We start from the raw sequence: 16,649 nt of genomic DNA, 5'->3' as shown, positions 1-16,649 counted from the left end.
TAAGTGATGGCCTTATCCAGACCCATGCGCAGCGGGGTCGTTCAGTAGCGGGCCGGTCAGCTTTCCAGCCAGACGTCGCGCGCCCAGACCCAGACCGAATCCCAGGATTCGTCGGTCAGGTCGCCATCTTCCCACAACAGTACCTCGCCTTCCTGGCTGACGCAGTAGTAGCCGTCGTCGCTGGCGCAGAGGGGAATGTACTCGCGCGGCAGGCCTTCGTCCCAGGCGGTGGCGGCCACTTCCGGCAGGTAGGTATGGGACTGGGGATCGGTGACGGTCACCGGCTCGATGCGGCCATAGACCACGTCGCTGACGGTCAGCAGGAATTCGCGGAATTCCGGCGGCAGGCTGATGAGCAGCTCTTCCTCGATCTCGACCAGCAGGTCTTCGTCGGGCAGCTCCAGGGGTACGGGAACGGGTTCGTTTTCTTCACGCAGGCGTTCGATGACGTCTTCCATAGCAGGCCTCTCTCGAAATGCGCACCGGATAAAGGGAAAAGAGGCGCGCAAGGTTAGCAGTTCAGTCCGGGATAACGGCAGCTTCCGTACGGACTTGATAGCGGTTTCGAGAGATGTTCGGCAGGCGGCGCCCATGAAAAAGCCCGGCTTAGAGCCGGGCTTTTCGGTGCCGCGCCCTTATCAGGCGTTCTGGCGGATACCGGCCAGCAGCCAGGGCTGGTTCTCGCCGGCCATGCGCTCCATGCGCCAGCTTTCGCTGAACGGCTGGCCCTGGTCGAAGCGCGATTCCTTGGATACACCGTTGAAGGTGATGGTGGCGATGGTCTTGCCCTGCAGATCCTCGACACCGTCGAGGGTGGCGTTCAGGTTCTCGATGTAGGTGGACTGGAAGCCCTCGCCCAGCGCGGCGCGCTCGTCACGCAGCCACTGCAGCATCTGCGGGGTGACGAACTCGGAGATCTTGTCCATCTCGTTGGCGTCCCAGTGCTGCTGCAGGTTCATGAAGTGCTCGCGACCGGCGGCCACGAAGCGCTCGGCATTGAACCAGCTCGGTGCGTTGATCACCGGCGCGGCGCCAGCGGCGGCACCGCCGAACAGACCGCCATTGTTGGGCTGGTTGGGCATCTCGCGCTGCATCGGCGCATGACCGGCGACGGCGGGCTGCGGACCGGCCTGCTGCTTGCGACGGGCGATCAGGCGGAAGATCACGAAGGCGATGAGCGCCAGGATCAGGAAGTCGAAGAACTGGAAGCCTTCGAAGCCGTCACCCATGAACATGGAGGCGAGCAGACCACCGGCGGCGATACCGGCCAGCGGGCCGAGCCAGCGCGAGGCGCCACTCGGACGGGCAGCGGCGGCGGCGCCAGCACCGGCGGCAGGCGCAGCCATGCCCGGCTGCTGGGTTGGCGCGGCCTGGCGGGTCTGGTGAATGGGCGCGGCGCCAGCGGACTTGCCGGCGCCCATGCGTTTGGCATTGGCATCCAGGCTGAGCGTGAGGCCCAGGCACAGGATCATGAAGAAGCTCATCAGGCGTTGCATGTGGTGTTCTCTCTGTGAAGAGTCTGGTGTTGGATACATCTTGCGCTGCCCGGTCAAGTACAGCCAGCGTGAATTGTTTCGGTATTTTGCCCTGTCGGCGTTACCTGGAAGCAGGCCGCCAAGTGCTTGCGACCGTTGAAAATTTCCAAGCACATCAATCTATTACAGATTTTTGCAAAATCCGTCACAAGAGTTTGCAGATGCTAGTCTTGGACTCCAGTCAGCGCAGGTGTCGGGAGAGTGCCCGGCCCGTCATAGGAGGGCCCGGCCGATGCATGCTCTAGCTTTTATCCAGGACATGGCCGTCATCATGCTGGTGGCCGGCGTGGTGACCATCCTCTTCCACCGCCTCAAGCAGCCCGTGGTCCTGGGCTACATCCTCGCCGGCTTCATCATCGGACCCCACACCCCGCCCTTCGGTCTGATCCACGACGAAGAAAGCATCAAGACCCTCGCCGAGGTGGGGGTGATCTTCCTGATGTTCAGCCTCGGCCTGGAATTCTCGCTGCGCAAGCTGTTCCGGGTGGGTGCCACGGCCTTCATCGCCGCCTTCCTCGAGATCAGCCTGATGCTCTGGCTGGGTTACCAGGTGGGCCAGATGTTCGGCTGGTCGCATATGGATTCGCTGTTCCTCGGCGCCATCCTGGCCATCTCCTCGACCACCATCATCGTCAAGGCGCTCAACGAGCTGAAGATGAAGCACGAGCGCTTCGCCCAGCAGATCTTTGGCGTGCTGATCGTCGAGGACATCCTCGGCATCGGCATCATCGCCCTGCTGTCGGGCCTGGCGGTGAGCGGTTCGGTGGAACCGGGCGCGGTGGCCTCGACCCTGGGCAAGCTGAGTCTGTTCATGATCGTGGCGCTGGTGATCGGCATCCTGCTGGTGCCACGCCTGCTGGCCTACGTGGCCAAGTTCGACAGCAACGAGATGCTGCTGATCACGGTGCTGGGGCTGTGCTTCGGCTTCTGCCTGCTGGTGGCCAAGCTGGAATACAGCGTGGTGCTGGGTGCCTTCCTGATCGGCGCCATCATGGCCGAGTCGCGGCAGCTGCTTAAGATCGAGAAGCTGGTGGAACCGCTGCGCGACATGTTCAGCGCCATCTTCTTCGTCGCCATCGGCCTGCTGCTCGATCCCAAGGTGCTGGTGGAATACGCCTGGCCGATCACCGTGATCAGCGTCGCCGTGGTGCTGGGCAAGATCCTCGCCTGCAGCCTGGGGACCCTGATCGCCGGCAACGATGGCCGGACCTCGCTGCGGGTCGGCATGGGCCTGGCGCAGATCGGCGAGTTCTCCTTCATCATCGCCACCCTCGGGATCACCCTGGGCGTCACCAGTCATTTCCTCTATCCGGTGGCGGTGGCCGTGTCGGCGATCACCACGCTGCTGACACCCTATCTGATCAAGGCCGCCGATCCGCTGGCGCTGTGGATCGGCCGCTGGTTGCCACAGCCCATGCAGCGGGTGCTGGGCATCTATGGCGAATGGCTGCGCAGCATCCAGCCCCAGGGCGAGAAGGCGGTCCTGGCCGGCATGATGAGGCGCATCCTGCTGCAGGTCGGCATCAACCTGTCGCTGGTCATCGCCATCTTCCTTGGCGGCGCCTATTTCGCTGGTGGCCTGGCCGGCTGGCTCAGCACCTGGATCACCGATCCCGATCTGCAGAAGGCCTGCATCTGGGGCGGGGCCCTGCTGCTGTCACTGCCCTGCCTGATCGCCGCCTATCGCAAGCTCAAGGCCCTGGCCATGCTGATGGCCGAACTCAGCGTGCGGCAGAACCAGGCTGGCCGTTATACGCAGCCGGTACGGCGACTGGTCAGCGAGCTGATCCCGCTGCTGTCGCTGGCCGGCATCCTGGTGCTGCTGGCCGCCTTGAGCAGCAGCATCCTGCCGCGTGGCGAGCTGCTGCTGCTGATCGGCCTGGTCGCGGTGGTGGTGATCGCGGTGCTGTGGCGCTGGTTCATCCGCGTCCATTCGCGGCTGCAGATCGCCTTCATCGAGACCCTGGAACAGGACAAGGGCGGACACCCTTAGGCCGCTTTTGCGGAATCCAGCCATTGCCGGCCGGGGATCGACGCGGCAGAATCGCTCTAAGTCGGCCGTTTGAATAAGCGGATCGATGGCAAGGGAATGCGCAATGCAGGAAATGGGCTTGGCCGCTTTCTGCCGTCCGGCAATCTCCCACCGGCGGTCAGGCTCTTTTCCTGCGCCCTTTCAGGGCCTCCAGGCCAGCAGCAGCACGCCCCCGCCGATGGCGGCGATGCCGCACCACTGGCGCAGGTCCAGGCGCTCACCCAGCAGCGCCACGCCAAAGATCGCCACCAGCACCACGCTCAACTTGTCCACCGGCGCCACCAGCGAGGCGGGGCCCAGCTTGAGCGCCCGGTAGTAGCACAGCCATGACAGGCCGGTGGCCACGCCCGAAAGCAACAGGAACAGATAGCTGCGACCGGCGATGCTAACCAGGGGTTGCGCCTGCCCGGTGGCCAGGACGATGGCCGCCAGGACCACCACGACCACCAGGGTGCGCAGCAGGGTGGCGAAGTCCGCGTTGACGTGTTCCACGCCCAGCTTGCCGAAGATGGCGGTGAGGGCGGCGAACGCCGCCGCCAGGAGCGCCCAGAACAGCCAGGAGGTGGTCATGGCTAGAGCGGTTCGAGCTTGGCGTAGCTCACCATCAGCCACTTGCTGCCTTCGGACTTGAAGTTGACCTGCACCCGGGCATGGGCGCCGGAGCCCTCGTAGTTGAGGATGACGCCGTCGCCGAACAGGGCATGGCGCACCGGCTGGCCGAGACTGAAGGTGGTCTCCGGTACCGGGGCCTGGGCGAAGGGACTGGTCCGGCTGCCGGCGAAGGGCTGCTTGACCGCATTGGACAGCCGCACTTCCTGGATCAGGCCGTCCGGTACCTCGCGGACGAAGCGCGAGACCTTGTTGTAGGTCTCGCTGCCATAGAGCCGGCGGGTCTCCGCATAGCTCATCACCAGGCGGCGCATGGCGCGGGTGATGCCCACGTAGGCCAGGCGGCGTTCCTCTTCCAGGCGGCCGGGTTCTTCCAGGCTCATCTTGTGCGGGAACAGGCCTTCTTCCATGCCGGCCAGGAACACCAGGGGGAATTCCAGGCCCTTGGCGCTGTGCAGGGTCATCAGCTGGACACTGTCTTCGTGGCTGTCGGCCTGGGTGTCACCGGATTCCAGGGCGGCGTGGTCGAGGAAGGCCGCCAGGGGCGTCATCTCCTCGTCACCGCTAAAATCGAAGGAGCGCGCGGCGCTGACCAGTTCTTCCAGGTTTTCCACCCGCGCCTGACCCTTCTCGCCCTTTTCTTCCTTGTGGAAGGTGACCAGGCCGGTCTGCTCGATGATCTGCTGCACCAGGCTGTGCAGGGACAGGTCCTCGGCCTTGAGCGCCAGGGTGTCGACCAGCTCGACGAAGGCATTGAGCGCCGAGGCGGCGCGACCCGACACCGCGCGGGCGCCGACCAGGTCGTGCAGCGCCTGCCACAGCGAGGTGTTCTGCGCGCGGGCGGCGCTGCGCAGCGCCTCCACGGTCTTTTCGCCGATGCCCCGCGGCGGCACGTTGATCACCCGCTCCAGGGCGGCATCGTCGTGGCGATGCTGGATCAGCCGCAGGTAGGCCATGGCGTTCTTGATCTCGGCGCGCTCGAAGAATCTCAGACCGCCATAGATGCGATAGGGGATCTTCTCGCGCAGCAGCGCCTCTTCCAGCACCCGCGACTGGGCGTTGGAGCGGTAGAGGATGGCCATCTCGCTGCGCCGGGTGCCCTTCTTGAACTCGCTCTCGATGGTCTCGACGATGTAGCGCGCCTCGTCGTGCTCGTTGAAGCCGGCATAGAGGGTGATGGCCTCGCCTTCACCGGTATCGGTCCACAGCTCCTTGCCGAGGCGGCCGAAGTTGTGGGCGATCAGGCCGTTGGCGGCCTTGAGGATGGTGTCGGTGGAGCGGTAGTTCTGCTCCAGGCGGATGATCTCGGCCGAGAAGTCCTCGTTGAACTGCTGGATGTTCTCGATCTTGGCGCCGCGCCAGCCATAGATGGACTGGTCATCGTCGCCCACCACCATGAGGCTGGCGCCATTCTGCGCGAGGTGCTTGAGCCAGGCGTACTGGACGGCGTTGGTGTCCTGGAATTCGTCCACCAGCAGGTGCTGGAAGCGCCGCTGGTAGTGTTCCAGCAGGCTGGGATTGTTGCGCCACAGATCCAGGGCGCGCAGCAGCAGCTCGGAGAAGTCGATCACCCCGGCGCGCGCGCAGGCCGCCTCGTAGGCTTCGTAGATGCTGCGCATGGTGCTGAGGAAGAGATCGCCGGCGGCCTGGATGTGCTGCGGTCGCAGGCCTTCGTCCTTCTGGCCGTTGATGAACCACTGCGCCTGGCGTGCCGGCCAGCGCTGCTCGTCGAGGCCCAGCTCGCGGATCACCCGCTTGACGATGCGCTGCTGGTCGTCGCTATCGAGGATCTGGAAATTCTGCGACAGCCCCGCTTCCTGCCAGTGCGCCCGCAACAGGCGGTGGGCCAGGCCGTGGAAGGTGCCGACCCACATGCCCTGCGGACTCATGCCGAGCAATTGCTCGATGCGGTGGCGCATCTCGGCGGCGGCCTTATTGGTGAAGGTCACCGAGAGGATGGAGTGCGGCGAGGCGCGCTCGACCTGGATCAGCCAGGCGATGCGGTGCACCAGCACCCGGGTCTTGCCCGAGCCGGCACCGGCCAGGACCAGTTGGCGACCCAGGGGCGCGGCCACGGCCTGACGCTGGGCATCGTTGAGGGAATTGAGCAGCAGGGAAATGTCGTCGTTCATCGCCGCATTCTACCGATGCGGCAGAAGGAGCGCCAAACCGGACGGATGGGAGGCGAGGCGGGTGGCGCAGGGCAGCGGACCCCCGGCCAGCAGGGCTGGCGGGGGCAGAGTAATGCTTGCAGTCGGCGCCTCAGGCGGCGATCGGCGAGCGCCAGTCGTCGGAACCGGAGGTGCCGGAGACCTCGTGGGTCCAGACGATCTTGCGGTAGGTGAAGTAGACGTCTTCCAGGTGGGTGAAGTGCGCCATGCTCGGGTCCTGGCAGTTGGGCATGCGGGACTGGACGTCGACGATGATGGCGTCCTCCAGTTCGATGGTGAAGTAGTGCTCCTGGGTGCCGGTGGCCGAGGTGCGGTACCACTCCAGGCGGCACTTGCCGAGGCGTTCGCCGGAGGTGAGGGCGTTGAAGATCAGCGGCGAGGCCTTGTCGAACACCTTGGTGATCATCAGCGGCTTGTGCACGCGCTGGCCGGTGGGCTGACCCGACTGGGGATCGCGGGGAATGATCACCTGATGGTTGAAGGCCTGGACCAGGATCTGGTCTTCGTGACCTTCCTGGAAGATGTTGCCGACCGAGTCTTCGGTAAAGGTGCCGGCGGTGATCAGGCCTTGCTTGGTGCCTTCGAGGGACAGGTACGCGGGGGTTGGCATGGTGCTCTCCTTGCCTGGTGATGGGCCTTCATGGCCCGGGTACCAGGAGCTAACAAGGGCTATGCCAGAACCGAAAATTCCTTGCTGATCAGTGGGTTGCAAAAGCACTACAGGGGCGGGGCAGGACAACTGTGCGCCACCGCTCGGGAATCTGCGCAAGGCCTTGCGCAGAGCGGTTCAAAAGCTGCTCGGGCTCAGGTAGTCGGTCGTGCGGATGACTACCAAGTGCCGATACGGGCGCGAAAAAGACCGTGCTGAATCGTAATGACCAAGAGCCTTGGCGACCGTTATGTAGTATAAGTACGACGCACTACATCCGCCCGCTAGACGAGATACGCCTGTGAACCTCATGCAACACATTGCTCAATCCCGCCACCTGCTGCGCAAGTCGGAGCTCAAGGTCGCCGAGCAGGTCATGGTGGATCCGGCTGCCGTCATGCACAGCTCCATGGCCGACCTCGCCCACAACGTCGGCGTCAGCGAGCCCACCATCGTGCGTTTCTGCCGCGCCATCGGCTGCGACGGCTTCCAGGATCTCAAGCTGCGCCTGGCCCAGAGCCTGGCGGCGGGGGCCAGTTTCGGCCAGTTCGCCATCCACGAGAACGATGCGGTGGAAGACTTCAGTCTGAAGATCTTCGACACCACCCTGCATACCCTCATGGACGTGCGCGAGCGCCTGGACATGCGTGCGCTGGAAACGGCGATCGAGGCGATCGCCAAGGCCCAGCGGGTGATGTTCTACGGCTTCGGCGCCTCGGGCTCGGTGGCCAACGACGCCCAGCACAAGTTCTTTCGCCTGCAGCTCAGCGCCACCGCCTATTCCGATCCGCACATGCAGGCGATGTCGGCGGCGACCCTGACGGCCTCCGATGCGGCCATCTGCATCTCCCAGTCGGGCCGCTCCAAGGACCTGCTGATTACCGCCAACCTGGTGCGCGACAACGGCGCGGCCCTGATCACCATCTGCCCAGGCCAGACGCCGCTGGCCGATCTGTCGACGGTCAACATCGCCATCGACGTGCACGAAGACACCGATATCTATGTGCCCCTGACCTCGCGGATCGCCCACCTGGTGGTGATCGATGTGCTGGCCATGGGCGTGGCCATGTCCCGCGGTCCGGCCCTGGTCGAGCACCTCAAGGGCGTGAAGCGCAGCTTGCGCAGCCTGCGGTTGTCATCGAAATCGACCAAGCACAGCGACACCCAATAGTCGTCTTTTTGTCGCCAAATCGTCACCTGTTAGGGTGAAGCTGCCCATTCCGATCCCAGCCCGGAGGAATTGGCATGACCGCTCTCATCCAGGAATCCAGCGTTCGTCTCGACAGCAAGACCCGCAGAAAGCTACAGGATCAACGGCGGATGAAATTCCGCCGCGCCATCGAAGCCCGTGCCGAAGAGCAGCGACTCGCCGTGGAACTCGATGAATTGCTATTTCTCAATCAGCTGCTTGACGAGCGCCAGGCCCAGCGCCGACAGCAGGCTCCAGGGCAATACCTAACGCATTGATCAGGCTGCGCTGGCTGCGCAGGTAGTCGACGAAGGCCTGAGCCACCGGCGACAGTGGCTTGCCACGTACCTGGACCACGCACCAGGAGCGGCGCAGCGGCAAGTCGGCGACGTCCAGCTCGACCAGGCTGCCGGCGGCGAGATCACTGCGAATGGCCTGGCGCGGCAGCAGCGCCAGGCCGAGTCCGGCGCGGACCGCCTCGCGCTGCGCCTCGAAGGCGCCGATCTCCAGCTGTTCGGCGAAGTGCGCGCGCTTCTGCTTGAGATAGTCCTCGCAGGCCTGGCGCGTGCCGGAGCCGACCTCGCGTACCAGCAGCGGATAGGCCGTCAGATCGCGCAGGCTCAGGCCATGGCGGCCGGCCAGGGCATGGCCCGGGCGCGCCACGGCGACGATGGCGTTGTCCAGCAAGGGCAGGAAATCCAGGTCCGAGCCACTGGGCACCCCGGACATCAGCGCCACGTCCTCGCGATTCTCCGTCAGCCGACGCAGCACCCGGGCATGGTTGCCCACGGTCAGCGCCAGATCGACCTGGGGATGGCTGCTGCGGAACTGGCTGAACAGGTGCGGCGCCAGGTACTGGGCGCTGCTTTCCACCCCCAGTCGCAGCTGGCCGTGCAGGGCGCCGCGCAGATCTGACAGCTGCATATCCAGGCTGCCCAGGCGGGCGAAGAGATCGCGCCCGGTCTGGCGCAGGGCCTCGCCGGCTTCGGTGAGGTAGAGGGTGCGATTGACGTAGTTGAACAGCGGGGCGCCCACCACCTCTTCGAGCTGACGGACCTGCAGGCTCACCGCCGGCTGGGTCAGCGCCATGATGTCGGCCGCGCGGCTGTAGGAGCGGGCCTCGCACACGGCCTCGAATACCTGCAATTGGCGAAAGGTGAGCCGCATCAGGGGCTTGCGCATGGGCATCTCAGAGATCCATAAGGGATGACTTATGGAGTATCCAACAATTATTTATTTTCCATAAGAGAGACCCTGGCGTAGCTTCAGGTCACCGGCAATAACAAGCGGCTGCAGGCTGCAGCAGACAAGGAGCCAGGTGTGATCAAGAAGATACTTATCGCCAATCGGGGCGAGATCGCCGTGCGCATCGTGCGTGCCTGTGCCGAGATGGGCATTCGCTCGGTGGCGGTCTACTCCGATGCGGATCGCCAAGCGCTCCACGTGAAACGTGCCGACGAAGCCCATGGCATCGGCAGCGATCCGCTGGAGGGTTATCTCAACCCGCGCAAGCTGGTGAACCTGGCCGTGGAGACCGGTTGCGACGCCCTGCATCCCGGCTATGGCTTCCTTTCGGAAAACGCCGAGCTGGCGGAAATCTGCGCCCAGCGCGGTATCCGCTTCATCGGGCCGTCCGCCGAGGTCATCCGCCGCATGGGTGACAAGACCGAGGCCCGGCGCAGCATGATCGCCGCTGGCGTGCCCTGCACCCCGGGCACCGAGGGCAACGTGGCGGACATCGCCGAGGCCCTGCGCGAAGGCGATCGCCTCGGTTATCCGGTGATGCTCAAGGCCACCTCCGGCGGCGGCGGTCGCGGTATCCGCCGCTGCAACTCCCGCGAGGAACTGGAGCAGGCCTATCCGCGGGTGATCTCCGAGGCGACCAAGGCCTTCGGCTCGGCCGAGGTGTTTCTCGAGAAGTGCATCGTCAATCCCAAGCACATCGAGGCGCAGATCCTCGCCGACAGCCACGGCAACACCGTGCACCTGTTCGAGCGCGACTGCTCCATCCAGCGGCGCAACCAGAAGCTGATCGAGATCGCGCCCAGCCCCCAGCTGACCCCCGAGCAGCGCGCCTATATCGGTGATCTCGCCGTGCGTGCGGCCAAGGCAGTGGGTTACGAGAACGCCGGCACCGTGGAATTCCTGCTCGCCGAGGGCGAGGTGTATTTCATGGAGATGAATACCCGGGTGCAGGTGGAGCACACCATCACCGAGGAAATCACCGGTATCGACATCGTTCGCGAGCAGATCCGCATCGCCTCGGGCCTGCCGCTGTCCTTTGCCCAGGAAGACGTCCAGCACCGCGGCTTCGCCCTGCAATTCCGTATCAACGCCGAGGACCCGAAGAACAACTTCCTGCCGAGCTTCGGCAAGATCACCCGCTACTACGCGCCGGGCGGACCGGGGGTGCGCACCGACACCGCCATCTACACCGGCTACGTGATCCCGCCGTACTACGACTCCATGTGCCTCAAGCTGATCGTCTGGGCGCTGACCTGGGAAGAGGCCATGGATCGTGGCCTGCGCGCCCTGGACGACATGCGCGTGCAGGGGGTGAAGACCACTGCGCCCTATTACGGGGCCATCCTGCGCGATCCCGAATTCCGCAGCGGGCGCTTCAACACCAGCTTCGTGGAAAGCCATCCGGAGCTGACCCAGTACTCGATCAAGCGCAACCCGACGCACCTGGCCATCGCCATCGCCGCCGCCATCGCCGCCCACGCCGGTCTGTAAGGACGACAGAACAATGAAAAGCATCCAGATCACCGACACCATCCTGCGCGACGCCCACCAATCGCTGCTGGCGACCCGCATGCGCACCGAAGACATGCTGCCGATCTGCGCCAAGCTCGACCAGGTCGGCTACTGGTCGCTGGAAGTCTGGGGCGGCGCCACCTTCGACGCCTGCGTGCGCTTCCTCAAGGAAGATCCCTGGGAGCGTCTGCGCCAGCTGCGCAAGGCGCTGCCCAATACCCGGCTGCAGATGCTCCTGCGCGGCCAGAATCTGCTCGGCTACCGGCACTACAGCGATGACGTGGTGGAGGCCTTCGTCGAGCGCGCCGCCGCCAATGGCACCGACGTCTTCCGCATCTTCGATGCCATGAACGATGTGCGTAACCTGGAAACCGCCATCCGCGCGGTCAAGGCCAGCGGCAAGCATGCCCAGGGCACCCTCTGCTACACCACCAGCCCGGTGCACACCGTCGCGGCCTTCGTCGACCAGGCGCGGCGCATGGCCGACCTGGGCGTGGACTCCATCGCCATCAAGGACATGGCCGGCCTGCTGACGCCCTATGCCACCGGCGAGCTGGTCAAGGCGCTCAAGGAGGCCCTGACCCTGGACGTGGTGGTGCACTCCCACGACACCGCCGGGGTGGCCGCCATGTGCCAGCTCAAGGCGGTGGAGAATGGCGCCGATCGCATCGACACGGCGATCTCCAGCATGGCCTGGGGCACCAGCCACCCGGGGACCGAATCCATGGTCGCGGCCCTGCGCGACACGCCCTACGACACCGGCCTGGACCTGGAGCTGCTGCAGGAGATCGGCCTGTATTTCCATGCGGTGCGCAAGAAGTACCACCAGTTCGAGAGCGAATTCACCGGGGTCGACACCCGGGTACAGGTCAACCAGGTGCCGGGCGGCATGATCTCCAACCTGGCCAACCAGTTGCGCGAGCAGGGCGCCCTCAATCGCATGAACGAGGTGCTGGAAGAGATCCCGCGGGTACGCAAGGACCTGGGCTATCCGCCCCTGGTGACCCCGACCTCGCAGATCGTCGGCACCCAGGCGTTCTTCAACGTGCTGGCCGGCGAGCGCTACAAGACCATCACCAACGAGGTGAAGCTTTATCTGCAGGGCCGCTATGGCAAGGCGCCGGGCGCCATCTGCGAGCAGCTGCGCAAGCAGGCCATCGGCCAGGAGGAGGTCATCGAGGTGCGGCCGGCCGATCTGCTCAGTCCCGAGCTGACCCGGCTGCGCGCCGAGATCGGTGACCTGGCCAAGAGCGAAGAAGACGTGATGACCTTTGCCATGTTCCCCGACATTGGCCGCAAGTTCCTCGAGGAACGCGCCGCCGGGACCCTGGTGCCGGAAGCCCTGCTGCCCATGCCCTCGGCCGATGGCGTGGCCGCGGTGGGCGGCCAGGGTGTGCCGACCGCCTTCAGCGTCGACGTGCACGGCGAGACCTACCAGGTGGACATCACCGGCATCGGCCTCAAGAGCGAGGGCAAGCGGCACTTCTACCTGTCCATCGACGGGGTGCCGGAAGAGGTGGTGTTCGAGGCCAGTGGCGACTTCGTCGCCGAGGGCGGTCAGCGGCGGCGCCAGGCGGAGCGTCCGGGCGACGTCAGCACCACCATGCCGGGCAACATCGTCGAGGTGCTGGTCAAGGAGGGCGACCAGGTCAGGGCCGGGCAGGGCGTGCTGGTCACCGAAGCCATGAAGATGGAAACCGAGATCCAGGCGCCCATCGCCGGTACCGTCACCGCGGTGCGGGTGGCCAAGGGCGACCGGGTCAATCCGGGCGAGGTGTTGATCGAAATCGAAGGCTGAGATCACTTCGATTTCCCTTGGGGCCTGCGGGCCCCTTTTTTGTTTCCGAAAGAAGGCTAGTCGGGTCGGTCGTCCGGGCGCAGGCGCCAGGTGCCTTCGTGGTGTTCGGCCAGGCCGCGCTGCTCCAGGTCGCTGAGATAGCGGCGCAGGCCGCGTTCGCCACGACGCTGAAAGAACGGCAATAGGCGCGGCAGCAGGTTGGGCACCAGCATTGCCAGCCGGCTCAGCCAGAGTTCGCCGGCGCGCGGCGCGCTTTCCAGGCGCGGTCGATCCAGCACCCGCACCAGCAGCCGCGCCACCGTCTCGGGTGACTGGGGCGGATCCATGAATTGCAGGGCGTTGCCGCCGGCGATGGCCTCATGGCGCAGCATCGGGGTGTCGGTGGCCGACGGCAGGACGCAGCAGACGCGGATGCCCTGGGGCGCGAGATCCTGCGCCAGGGCGAGCATGGCGCCGCGCAGGCCGAACTTGCTGGCGCAATAGATGGGGCTCTCCGGGGTGGGAAAGATGCCCGCCAGAGAGACGGTGGTGACCAGCCGGGCGTTGGTCGAGCGCCGGAGCAGGGGAATGGCCAGCCGCGCGAGCAGCAGGGGCGCCAGCAGGTTGATGTCGAGCTCCTGGCGAATGCTCGCCGGAGAGCGTTCGGTGAGGGGGCCGACGCGGACGATGGCGGCGTTGTTGATCAGGGCATCGAGGCGACCGCAGTGCTGCTGGACGAAGTCGATCAGGGCGGCGAGCTGGTCTTCGTCGCAGAGATCGGCGGCGTAGGTCAGGGTGGTTTCGCCCAGCTCGGCGCGCAGGGCGGCCAGGCCCCTGGCGTCGCGATCCACCAGGACCAGCTGGACCGGACGGCGGCTGAGTTGCCGCGCCAGGCATTGACCGATGCCGCCGGCGGCACCGGTGATCAGGATGACGTCGCTCATGGGCAGGCTCGCTCAGGACGGGGTGGGCAGGCTGGCCGGAAGCGGCTCGGGCGCCTGGCGCAGGGGATCGAAATAACCCGGGGTCAGGTCGCTCCAGCCCAGCCGGCGACGCAGCTGGCGCAGATGGTTCTGCAGGGCGTGCACCTCCAGGTAGACGGCGTGGCGGGGCGAGTCGACGAAGCGGATGCCGCCGGAGAGATCCGGGTCGTCCTGCTGGATCAGCGCCTGGAATTCGCGGGCCTGGTGCGGGCGCTGGAGCTGGTCGGCCAGGTGGCAGGCGATCAGGTGGGCTTCCTGATCGAACAGCTTGTAGGCGCTGGAATTGGTCTCCAGATAGCCGATGCCGAACAGGTTGCGGTGTTCACGACTGAAGATGGACAGGTAGAGCTGCGGCCGGCCGTGCTGCCAGCTGAAGTAGTCGGCGGCGTAGCGGCAACTCCAGCGATAGCCGGTGGCATAGAGGACCAGGTCGAGAGTCTCCCGGCTGCCATCGCGAAACACCACCTGGTCGCCCTCGAAGTGCGAGACGTCCGGCCGTGCCTGGATGTTGCCGTGCTGCAGATGGTGCAGCAGCTGGCTGTTGAGCAGCGGATGGCTCTCGAACAGGCGATGGTCCGGCTTCGGCAGGCCGAAGCGGGTCAGGTCGCCTTGCAGCAGGCGCAGCAGACCCTGGAACAGCGGCCGTTCCAGCCACAGCGGCAGGCGCGGACCGCGTTCGCCGAAGACGTCCGCCGGCACGCCGAAGAGGTGCTTGGGGATGAAGTGATAGCCGCGCCTCAGGCTGATGAAGGCGCGCTCGGCGTTGGCGGCGGCGTCGCAGGCGATGTCGGCCCCGGAATTGCCGGCGCCGACGATGAGCACCCGCTTGCCCTGGAATTCCGCCGCACGCCGGTAGCTGACCGCGTGGCGGATCTCGCCGCTGAAGTGCCCCGGGATCTCCGGCAGGTTGGGGTCCCAGTTGCAGCCGGTGGCGCAGATCAGCGCCCGATAACGGCGGCGTTCACCGCTGTCGAGGGTGACGATCCAGCGGCCATCCGCATCCTTGTCGACCCGTTCGACGGCGGTGTTGAAGCGGGCCTGGGCGTAGAGCCCGAAGGTGCGGGCGAAGGCGCGCAGGTAGTCGAGGATCTGGCGATTGCCGGGATAGTCGGGAAAGGCGCGGGGCATCGGATAGTCGAGAAAGCCCGAGAGGTCTCGCGACGAGATGAAGTGGGCGGATTCGTACATGGGCGTGCCGGGGTTATCCAGGTCCCAGACGCCGCCGAAGTCGCTGTGGCGCTCGAACTGTTCGTAATCCAGGCCGCGGCGCTTGAGGGCGCGGGCCATGCACAGGCCGCCGGGGCCGCCGCCGACGATGCAGATGCGCTCGCCGCAGTCCTGGTAGGAGAGATCGTCGTTCATGCAGGTCTCCACGCGTGGGTGTCGAGGCAACCTTAGCGGCGGGTCGAGGGGCCACGGCAGGGTGGCGGCGGCCAGGGAAGGGGGCCGAAACGGACAGCCGTTGCCAAGGGATTTTCGCCCGGTCGCCACTGGGTTAACGTCCAGCCAGGTTCTCGCCCGAGGAGCGTCGTCATGCCGGACCCCGTCGATCCGCGCTTTTCCCGTGCCTCGGCGCCGCCCCAGGTGTCGCGGCTGCTGCTGCGCGTGGCGGCCGACCGCAACGCCGACGTGGAGCGACTCTGCCGCGGCCTGGGCTTCACGGCGGCCGACGTGCAGCGGCCGGGCTTTCGCCTGTCGCACCGGCAGGGCTATCTGCTGGTCAGGCGCTGCCTGGCGCATTTGGGCGACGACGGCCTGGGCCTGGCGGTCGGCGTCCGGCAGACCAGCGTCTCGCTCGGCCTGGTCGGTCTCGGCATGCAGGCCTGCGCCACCCTGGGCGCGGCCCTGGAGCTGGGGTTGCACTATCAGCGGCAGGCCGGTGCCATGCTCGACTATGGCCTGGAGCGGGGGGCGGCGGCGGTGCGGCTGGTGCTGACGCCACGCTTCCACGAGCCGGCGGTGACCGCCTTCTACATGGAGGAGGGGCTGGCCAGCGTGCTAGGCGTCGCCCGGCATCTGGCCGGGACACGGTTGCCGCCGCGGGCGCTGAGCCTGGACTATCCCGCTCCACCGCATGGCGAGCGCTATGCGGCCTTGTTCGAGTGCCCGGTGCGCTTCGCCGCGCCGGTGACCGCCATCGAATTCGACCCTGCCTGGCTGCACATGCCCCTCGCCACCCGCGACGACGCCGTGGCCGCCGAGGTGATCGAATTGCTGGGCGCGACGGCTGGCTACGATCCGCTGCGAACGGATCTGGTCGAGGGCCTGCAGCGCGAGATCCGCAAGCGGCTGGATGCGCCGCCGACCCTGGCGCAACTGGCCGCGCCGCTCAATCTCAGCGAACGGACCCTGCGGCGCCGGCTCGAAGCGGCGGGTACCCACTATCAGGCGCTGGTCGACGAAGCGCGTCGTGATCGCGCCCTGACGCTGCTCGGCCGGGCCGACCTGGCGCTGGCCGAGGTGGCCTTTCAGACCGGCTTTGGCGATCTGCGCAATTTCCGCCGGGCTTTCCGGCGCTGGACCGGCCTGGCGCCGCAGGAAGCCCGTCGCCGTCTGAGGACGCGGGTGGAGGAGGGTGACTAGGCATCGCTCCCGGCTCGTCCGGTCGCTCTAGCCCGAGAGGTTTAGGGCGCCTCTATTTATCCGATTGATAAAAAGCACTAACACCTCTCGATAGGGTCTGCTATTTAATATAGCCAAGGCTATAACGATCCCGGGAGGATTCGCGATGCTGAAAGAACTCAAGAAACGCGCCCTGCGCGGTCTGCTGGACAAGCTGCTCGACGGTCACGCCGAACGGCGTCCGTTGGAGACCCAGCCCGAGCGCTCGCGCGGCATGACGGCCCACGCCGCGCACTGATCCCTGCCAATCAGGCCGGTCTCGCCGGCCTCTGCAGCCCTCATCAGCGCCTCCGCCCTGTCCTGAGCGAGGCGCCTTGCCCTGTTC

General features: G+C 66.0%; 15 protein-coding genes. 7 read left to right on the top strand and 8 right to left on the bottom strand.

Annotated features, from left to right (window positions below):
* Positions 1 to 56: 56 nt before the first annotated feature.
* Together POR01S_RS07630 and POR01S_RS07625 are read right to left on the bottom strand one after the other, a co-directional pair.
* On the bottom strand, positions 57 to 458 hold the full coding sequence (locus POR01S_RS07630) for an SMI1/KNR4 family protein (RefSeq protein ID WP_007160107.1): 402 nt from the start codon (positions 456 to 458) through the stop codon (positions 57 to 59).
* 180 nt (positions 459 to 638) lie between these two features.
* Complete coding sequence (locus tag POR01S_RS07625) at positions 639 to 1,496, bottom strand: Tim44 domain-containing protein (RefSeq protein ID WP_042134953.1); 858 nt, start codon at positions 1,494 to 1,496, stop codon at positions 639 to 641.
* 271 nt (positions 1,497 to 1,767) lie between these two features.
* Here POR01S_RS07625 and POR01S_RS07620 point away from each other — a divergent pair, with 271 nt between their 5' ends.
* Positions 1,768 to 3,528 carry a cation:proton antiporter gene (locus POR01S_RS07620; protein WP_027598708.1) on the top strand — a complete coding sequence of 587 codons (1,761 nt, stop codon included), beginning with the start codon at positions 1,768 to 1,770 and terminating at the stop codon, positions 3,526 to 3,528.
* A 180-nt stretch (positions 3,529 to 3,708) separates the two neighbouring features.
* On the opposite strand, the gene POR01S_RS07615 is transcribed toward POR01S_RS07620, so the two are convergent.
* From POR01S_RS07615 to POR01S_RS07605, 3 genes are all read right to left on the bottom strand, one after another.
* Positions 3,709 to 4,137: an EamA family transporter gene (locus POR01S_RS07615; protein ID WP_042134950.1), complete on the bottom strand. Its 429-nt coding sequence runs from the start codon at positions 4,135 to 4,137 to the stop codon at positions 3,709 to 3,711.
* 2 nt (positions 4,138 to 4,139) lie between these two features.
* Entirely contained in the window at positions 4,140 to 6,308 is a 2,169-nt protein-coding gene (gene uvrD, locus POR01S_RS07610; RefSeq protein ID WP_042134948.1) for a DNA helicase II, read from the bottom strand.
* Between the two features lie 130 nt (positions 6,309 to 6,438).
* Complete coding sequence (locus POR01S_RS07605) at positions 6,439 to 6,957, bottom strand: Hcp family type VI secretion system effector (RefSeq protein ID WP_017639168.1); 519 nt, start codon at positions 6,955 to 6,957, stop codon at positions 6,439 to 6,441.
* Between the two features lie 340 nt (positions 6,958 to 7,297).
* On the opposite strand from POR01S_RS07605, the gene hexR reads away from it, so the two are divergent.
* Positions 7,298 to 8,167: a transcriptional regulator HexR gene (hexR, locus tag POR01S_RS07600; RefSeq protein WP_007160102.1), complete on the top strand. Its 870-nt coding sequence runs from the start codon at positions 7,298 to 7,300 to the stop codon at positions 8,165 to 8,167.
* Positions 8,168 to 8,241: 74 nt separating this feature from the next.
* A complete protein-coding gene (locus POR01S_RS23360; RefSeq protein WP_074583361.1) occupies positions 8,242 to 8,463 on the top strand; it encodes a PA3496 family putative envelope integrity protein in 222 nt (73 codons plus the stop codon).
* Here the strand turns inward: POR01S_RS23360 and POR01S_RS07595 are convergent.
* A complete protein-coding gene (locus POR01S_RS07595) occupies positions 8,393 to 9,367 on the bottom strand; it encodes a LysR family transcriptional regulator (protein WP_042135432.1) in 975 nt (324 codons plus the stop codon). The genes POR01S_RS23360 and POR01S_RS07595 overlap by 71 nt on opposite strands.
* A gap of 138 nt (positions 9,368 to 9,505) precedes the next feature.
* Here POR01S_RS07595 and POR01S_RS07590 point away from each other — a divergent pair, with 138 nt between their 5' ends.
* Complete coding sequence (locus tag POR01S_RS07590) at positions 9,506 to 10,921, top strand: acetyl-CoA carboxylase biotin carboxylase subunit (RefSeq protein ID WP_027598704.1); 1,416 nt, start codon at positions 9,506 to 9,508, stop codon at positions 10,919 to 10,921.
* Between the two features lie 13 nt (positions 10,922 to 10,934).
* Positions 10,935 to 12,740, top strand: coding sequence for a sodium-extruding oxaloacetate decarboxylase subunit alpha (gene oadA / locus POR01S_RS07585; RefSeq protein ID WP_027598703.1), 1,806 nt, complete (start codon positions 10,935 to 10,937; stop codon positions 12,738 to 12,740).
* Positions 12,741 to 12,796: 56 nt separating this feature from the next.
* Here the strand turns inward: oadA and POR01S_RS07580 are convergent, their stop codons facing one another.
* The gene (locus tag POR01S_RS07580; protein ID WP_042134945.1) at positions 12,797 to 13,663 is read right to left on the bottom strand and encodes an SDR family NAD(P)-dependent oxidoreductase; all 867 of its coding nucleotides are present in this window, start codon (positions 13,661 to 13,663) and stop codon (positions 12,797 to 12,799) included.
* Between the two features lie 12 nt (positions 13,664 to 13,675).
* Positions 13,676 to 15,064: a flavin-containing monooxygenase gene (locus POR01S_RS07575; protein ID WP_042134943.1), complete on the bottom strand. Its 1,389-nt coding sequence runs from the start codon at positions 15,062 to 15,064 to the stop codon at positions 13,676 to 13,678.
* 171 nt (positions 15,065 to 15,235) lie between these two features.
* Between POR01S_RS07575 and POR01S_RS07570 the strand changes: the two genes are divergently transcribed.
* Both POR01S_RS07570 and POR01S_RS23980 read left to right on the top strand, forming a co-directional pair.
* Positions 15,236 to 16,285, top strand: a complete 1,050-nt coding sequence (locus tag POR01S_RS07570) for an AraC family transcriptional regulator (RefSeq protein ID WP_042134941.1) — start codon at positions 15,236 to 15,238, stop codon at positions 16,283 to 16,285.
* A 145-nt stretch (positions 16,286 to 16,430) separates the two neighbouring features.
* Positions 16,431 to 16,562, top strand: coding sequence for a hypothetical protein (locus POR01S_RS23980; RefSeq protein ID WP_255211807.1), 132 nt, complete (start codon positions 16,431 to 16,433; stop codon positions 16,560 to 16,562).
* Positions 16,563 to 16,649 lie beyond the last annotated feature (87 nt).

Source organism: Pseudomonas oryzihabitans NBRC 102199 (genome assembly GCF_000730625.1).
Lineage (GTDB): Bacteria > Pseudomonadota > Gammaproteobacteria > Pseudomonadales > Pseudomonadaceae > Chryseomonas > Chryseomonas oryzihabitans.
The sequence above is the reverse complement of the archived record's forward strand: the minus strand, read 5'-3'. Positions and strand labels throughout refer to the sequence as shown.

Excerpts from the sequence above, each read along its gene's own strand:
- POR01S_RS07630 (WP_007160107.1), bottom strand. The coding sequence starts at position 458 with ATGGAAGACGTCATCGAACGCCTGCGTGAAGAAAACGAACCCGTTCCC.
- POR01S_RS07625 (WP_042134953.1), bottom strand. The coding sequence starts at position 1,496 with ATGCAACGCCTGATGAGCTTCTTCATGATCCTGTGCCTGGGCCTCACG.
- POR01S_RS07620 (WP_027598708.1), top strand. The coding sequence starts at position 1,768 with ATGCATGCTCTAGCTTTTATCCAGGACATGGCCGTCATCATGCTGGTG.
- POR01S_RS07615 (WP_042134950.1), bottom strand. The coding sequence starts at position 4,137 with ATGACCACCTCCTGGCTGTTCTGGGCGCTCCTGGCGGCGGCGTTCGCC.
- uvrD (WP_042134948.1), bottom strand. The coding sequence starts at position 6,308 with ATGAACGACGACATTTCCCTGCTGCTCAATTCCCTCAACGATGCCCAG.
- POR01S_RS07605 (WP_017639168.1), bottom strand. The coding sequence starts at position 6,957 with ATGCCAACCCCCGCGTACCTGTCCCTCGAAGGCACCAAGCAAGGCCTG.
- POR01S_RS23360 (WP_074583361.1), top strand. The coding sequence starts at position 8,242 with ATGACCGCTCTCATCCAGGAATCCAGCGTTCGTCTCGACAGCAAGACC.
- POR01S_RS07595 (WP_042135432.1), bottom strand. The coding sequence starts at position 9,367 with ATGCGCAAGCCCCTGATGCGGCTCACCTTTCGCCAATTGCAGGTATTC.
- oadA (WP_027598703.1), top strand. The coding sequence starts at position 10,935 with ATGAAAAGCATCCAGATCACCGACACCATCCTGCGCGACGCCCACCAA.
- POR01S_RS07580 (WP_042134945.1), bottom strand. The coding sequence starts at position 13,663 with ATGAGCGACGTCATCCTGATCACCGGTGCCGCCGGCGGCATCGGTCAA.
- POR01S_RS07575 (WP_042134943.1), bottom strand. The coding sequence starts at position 15,064 with ATGAACGACGATCTCTCCTACCAGGACTGCGGCGAGCGCATCTGCATC.
- POR01S_RS07570 (WP_042134941.1), top strand. The coding sequence starts at position 15,236 with ATGCCGGACCCCGTCGATCCGCGCTTTTCCCGTGCCTCGGCGCCGCCC.
- POR01S_RS23980 (WP_255211807.1), top strand. The coding sequence starts at position 16,431 with ATGCTGAAAGAACTCAAGAAACGCGCCCTGCGCGGTCTGCTGGACAAG.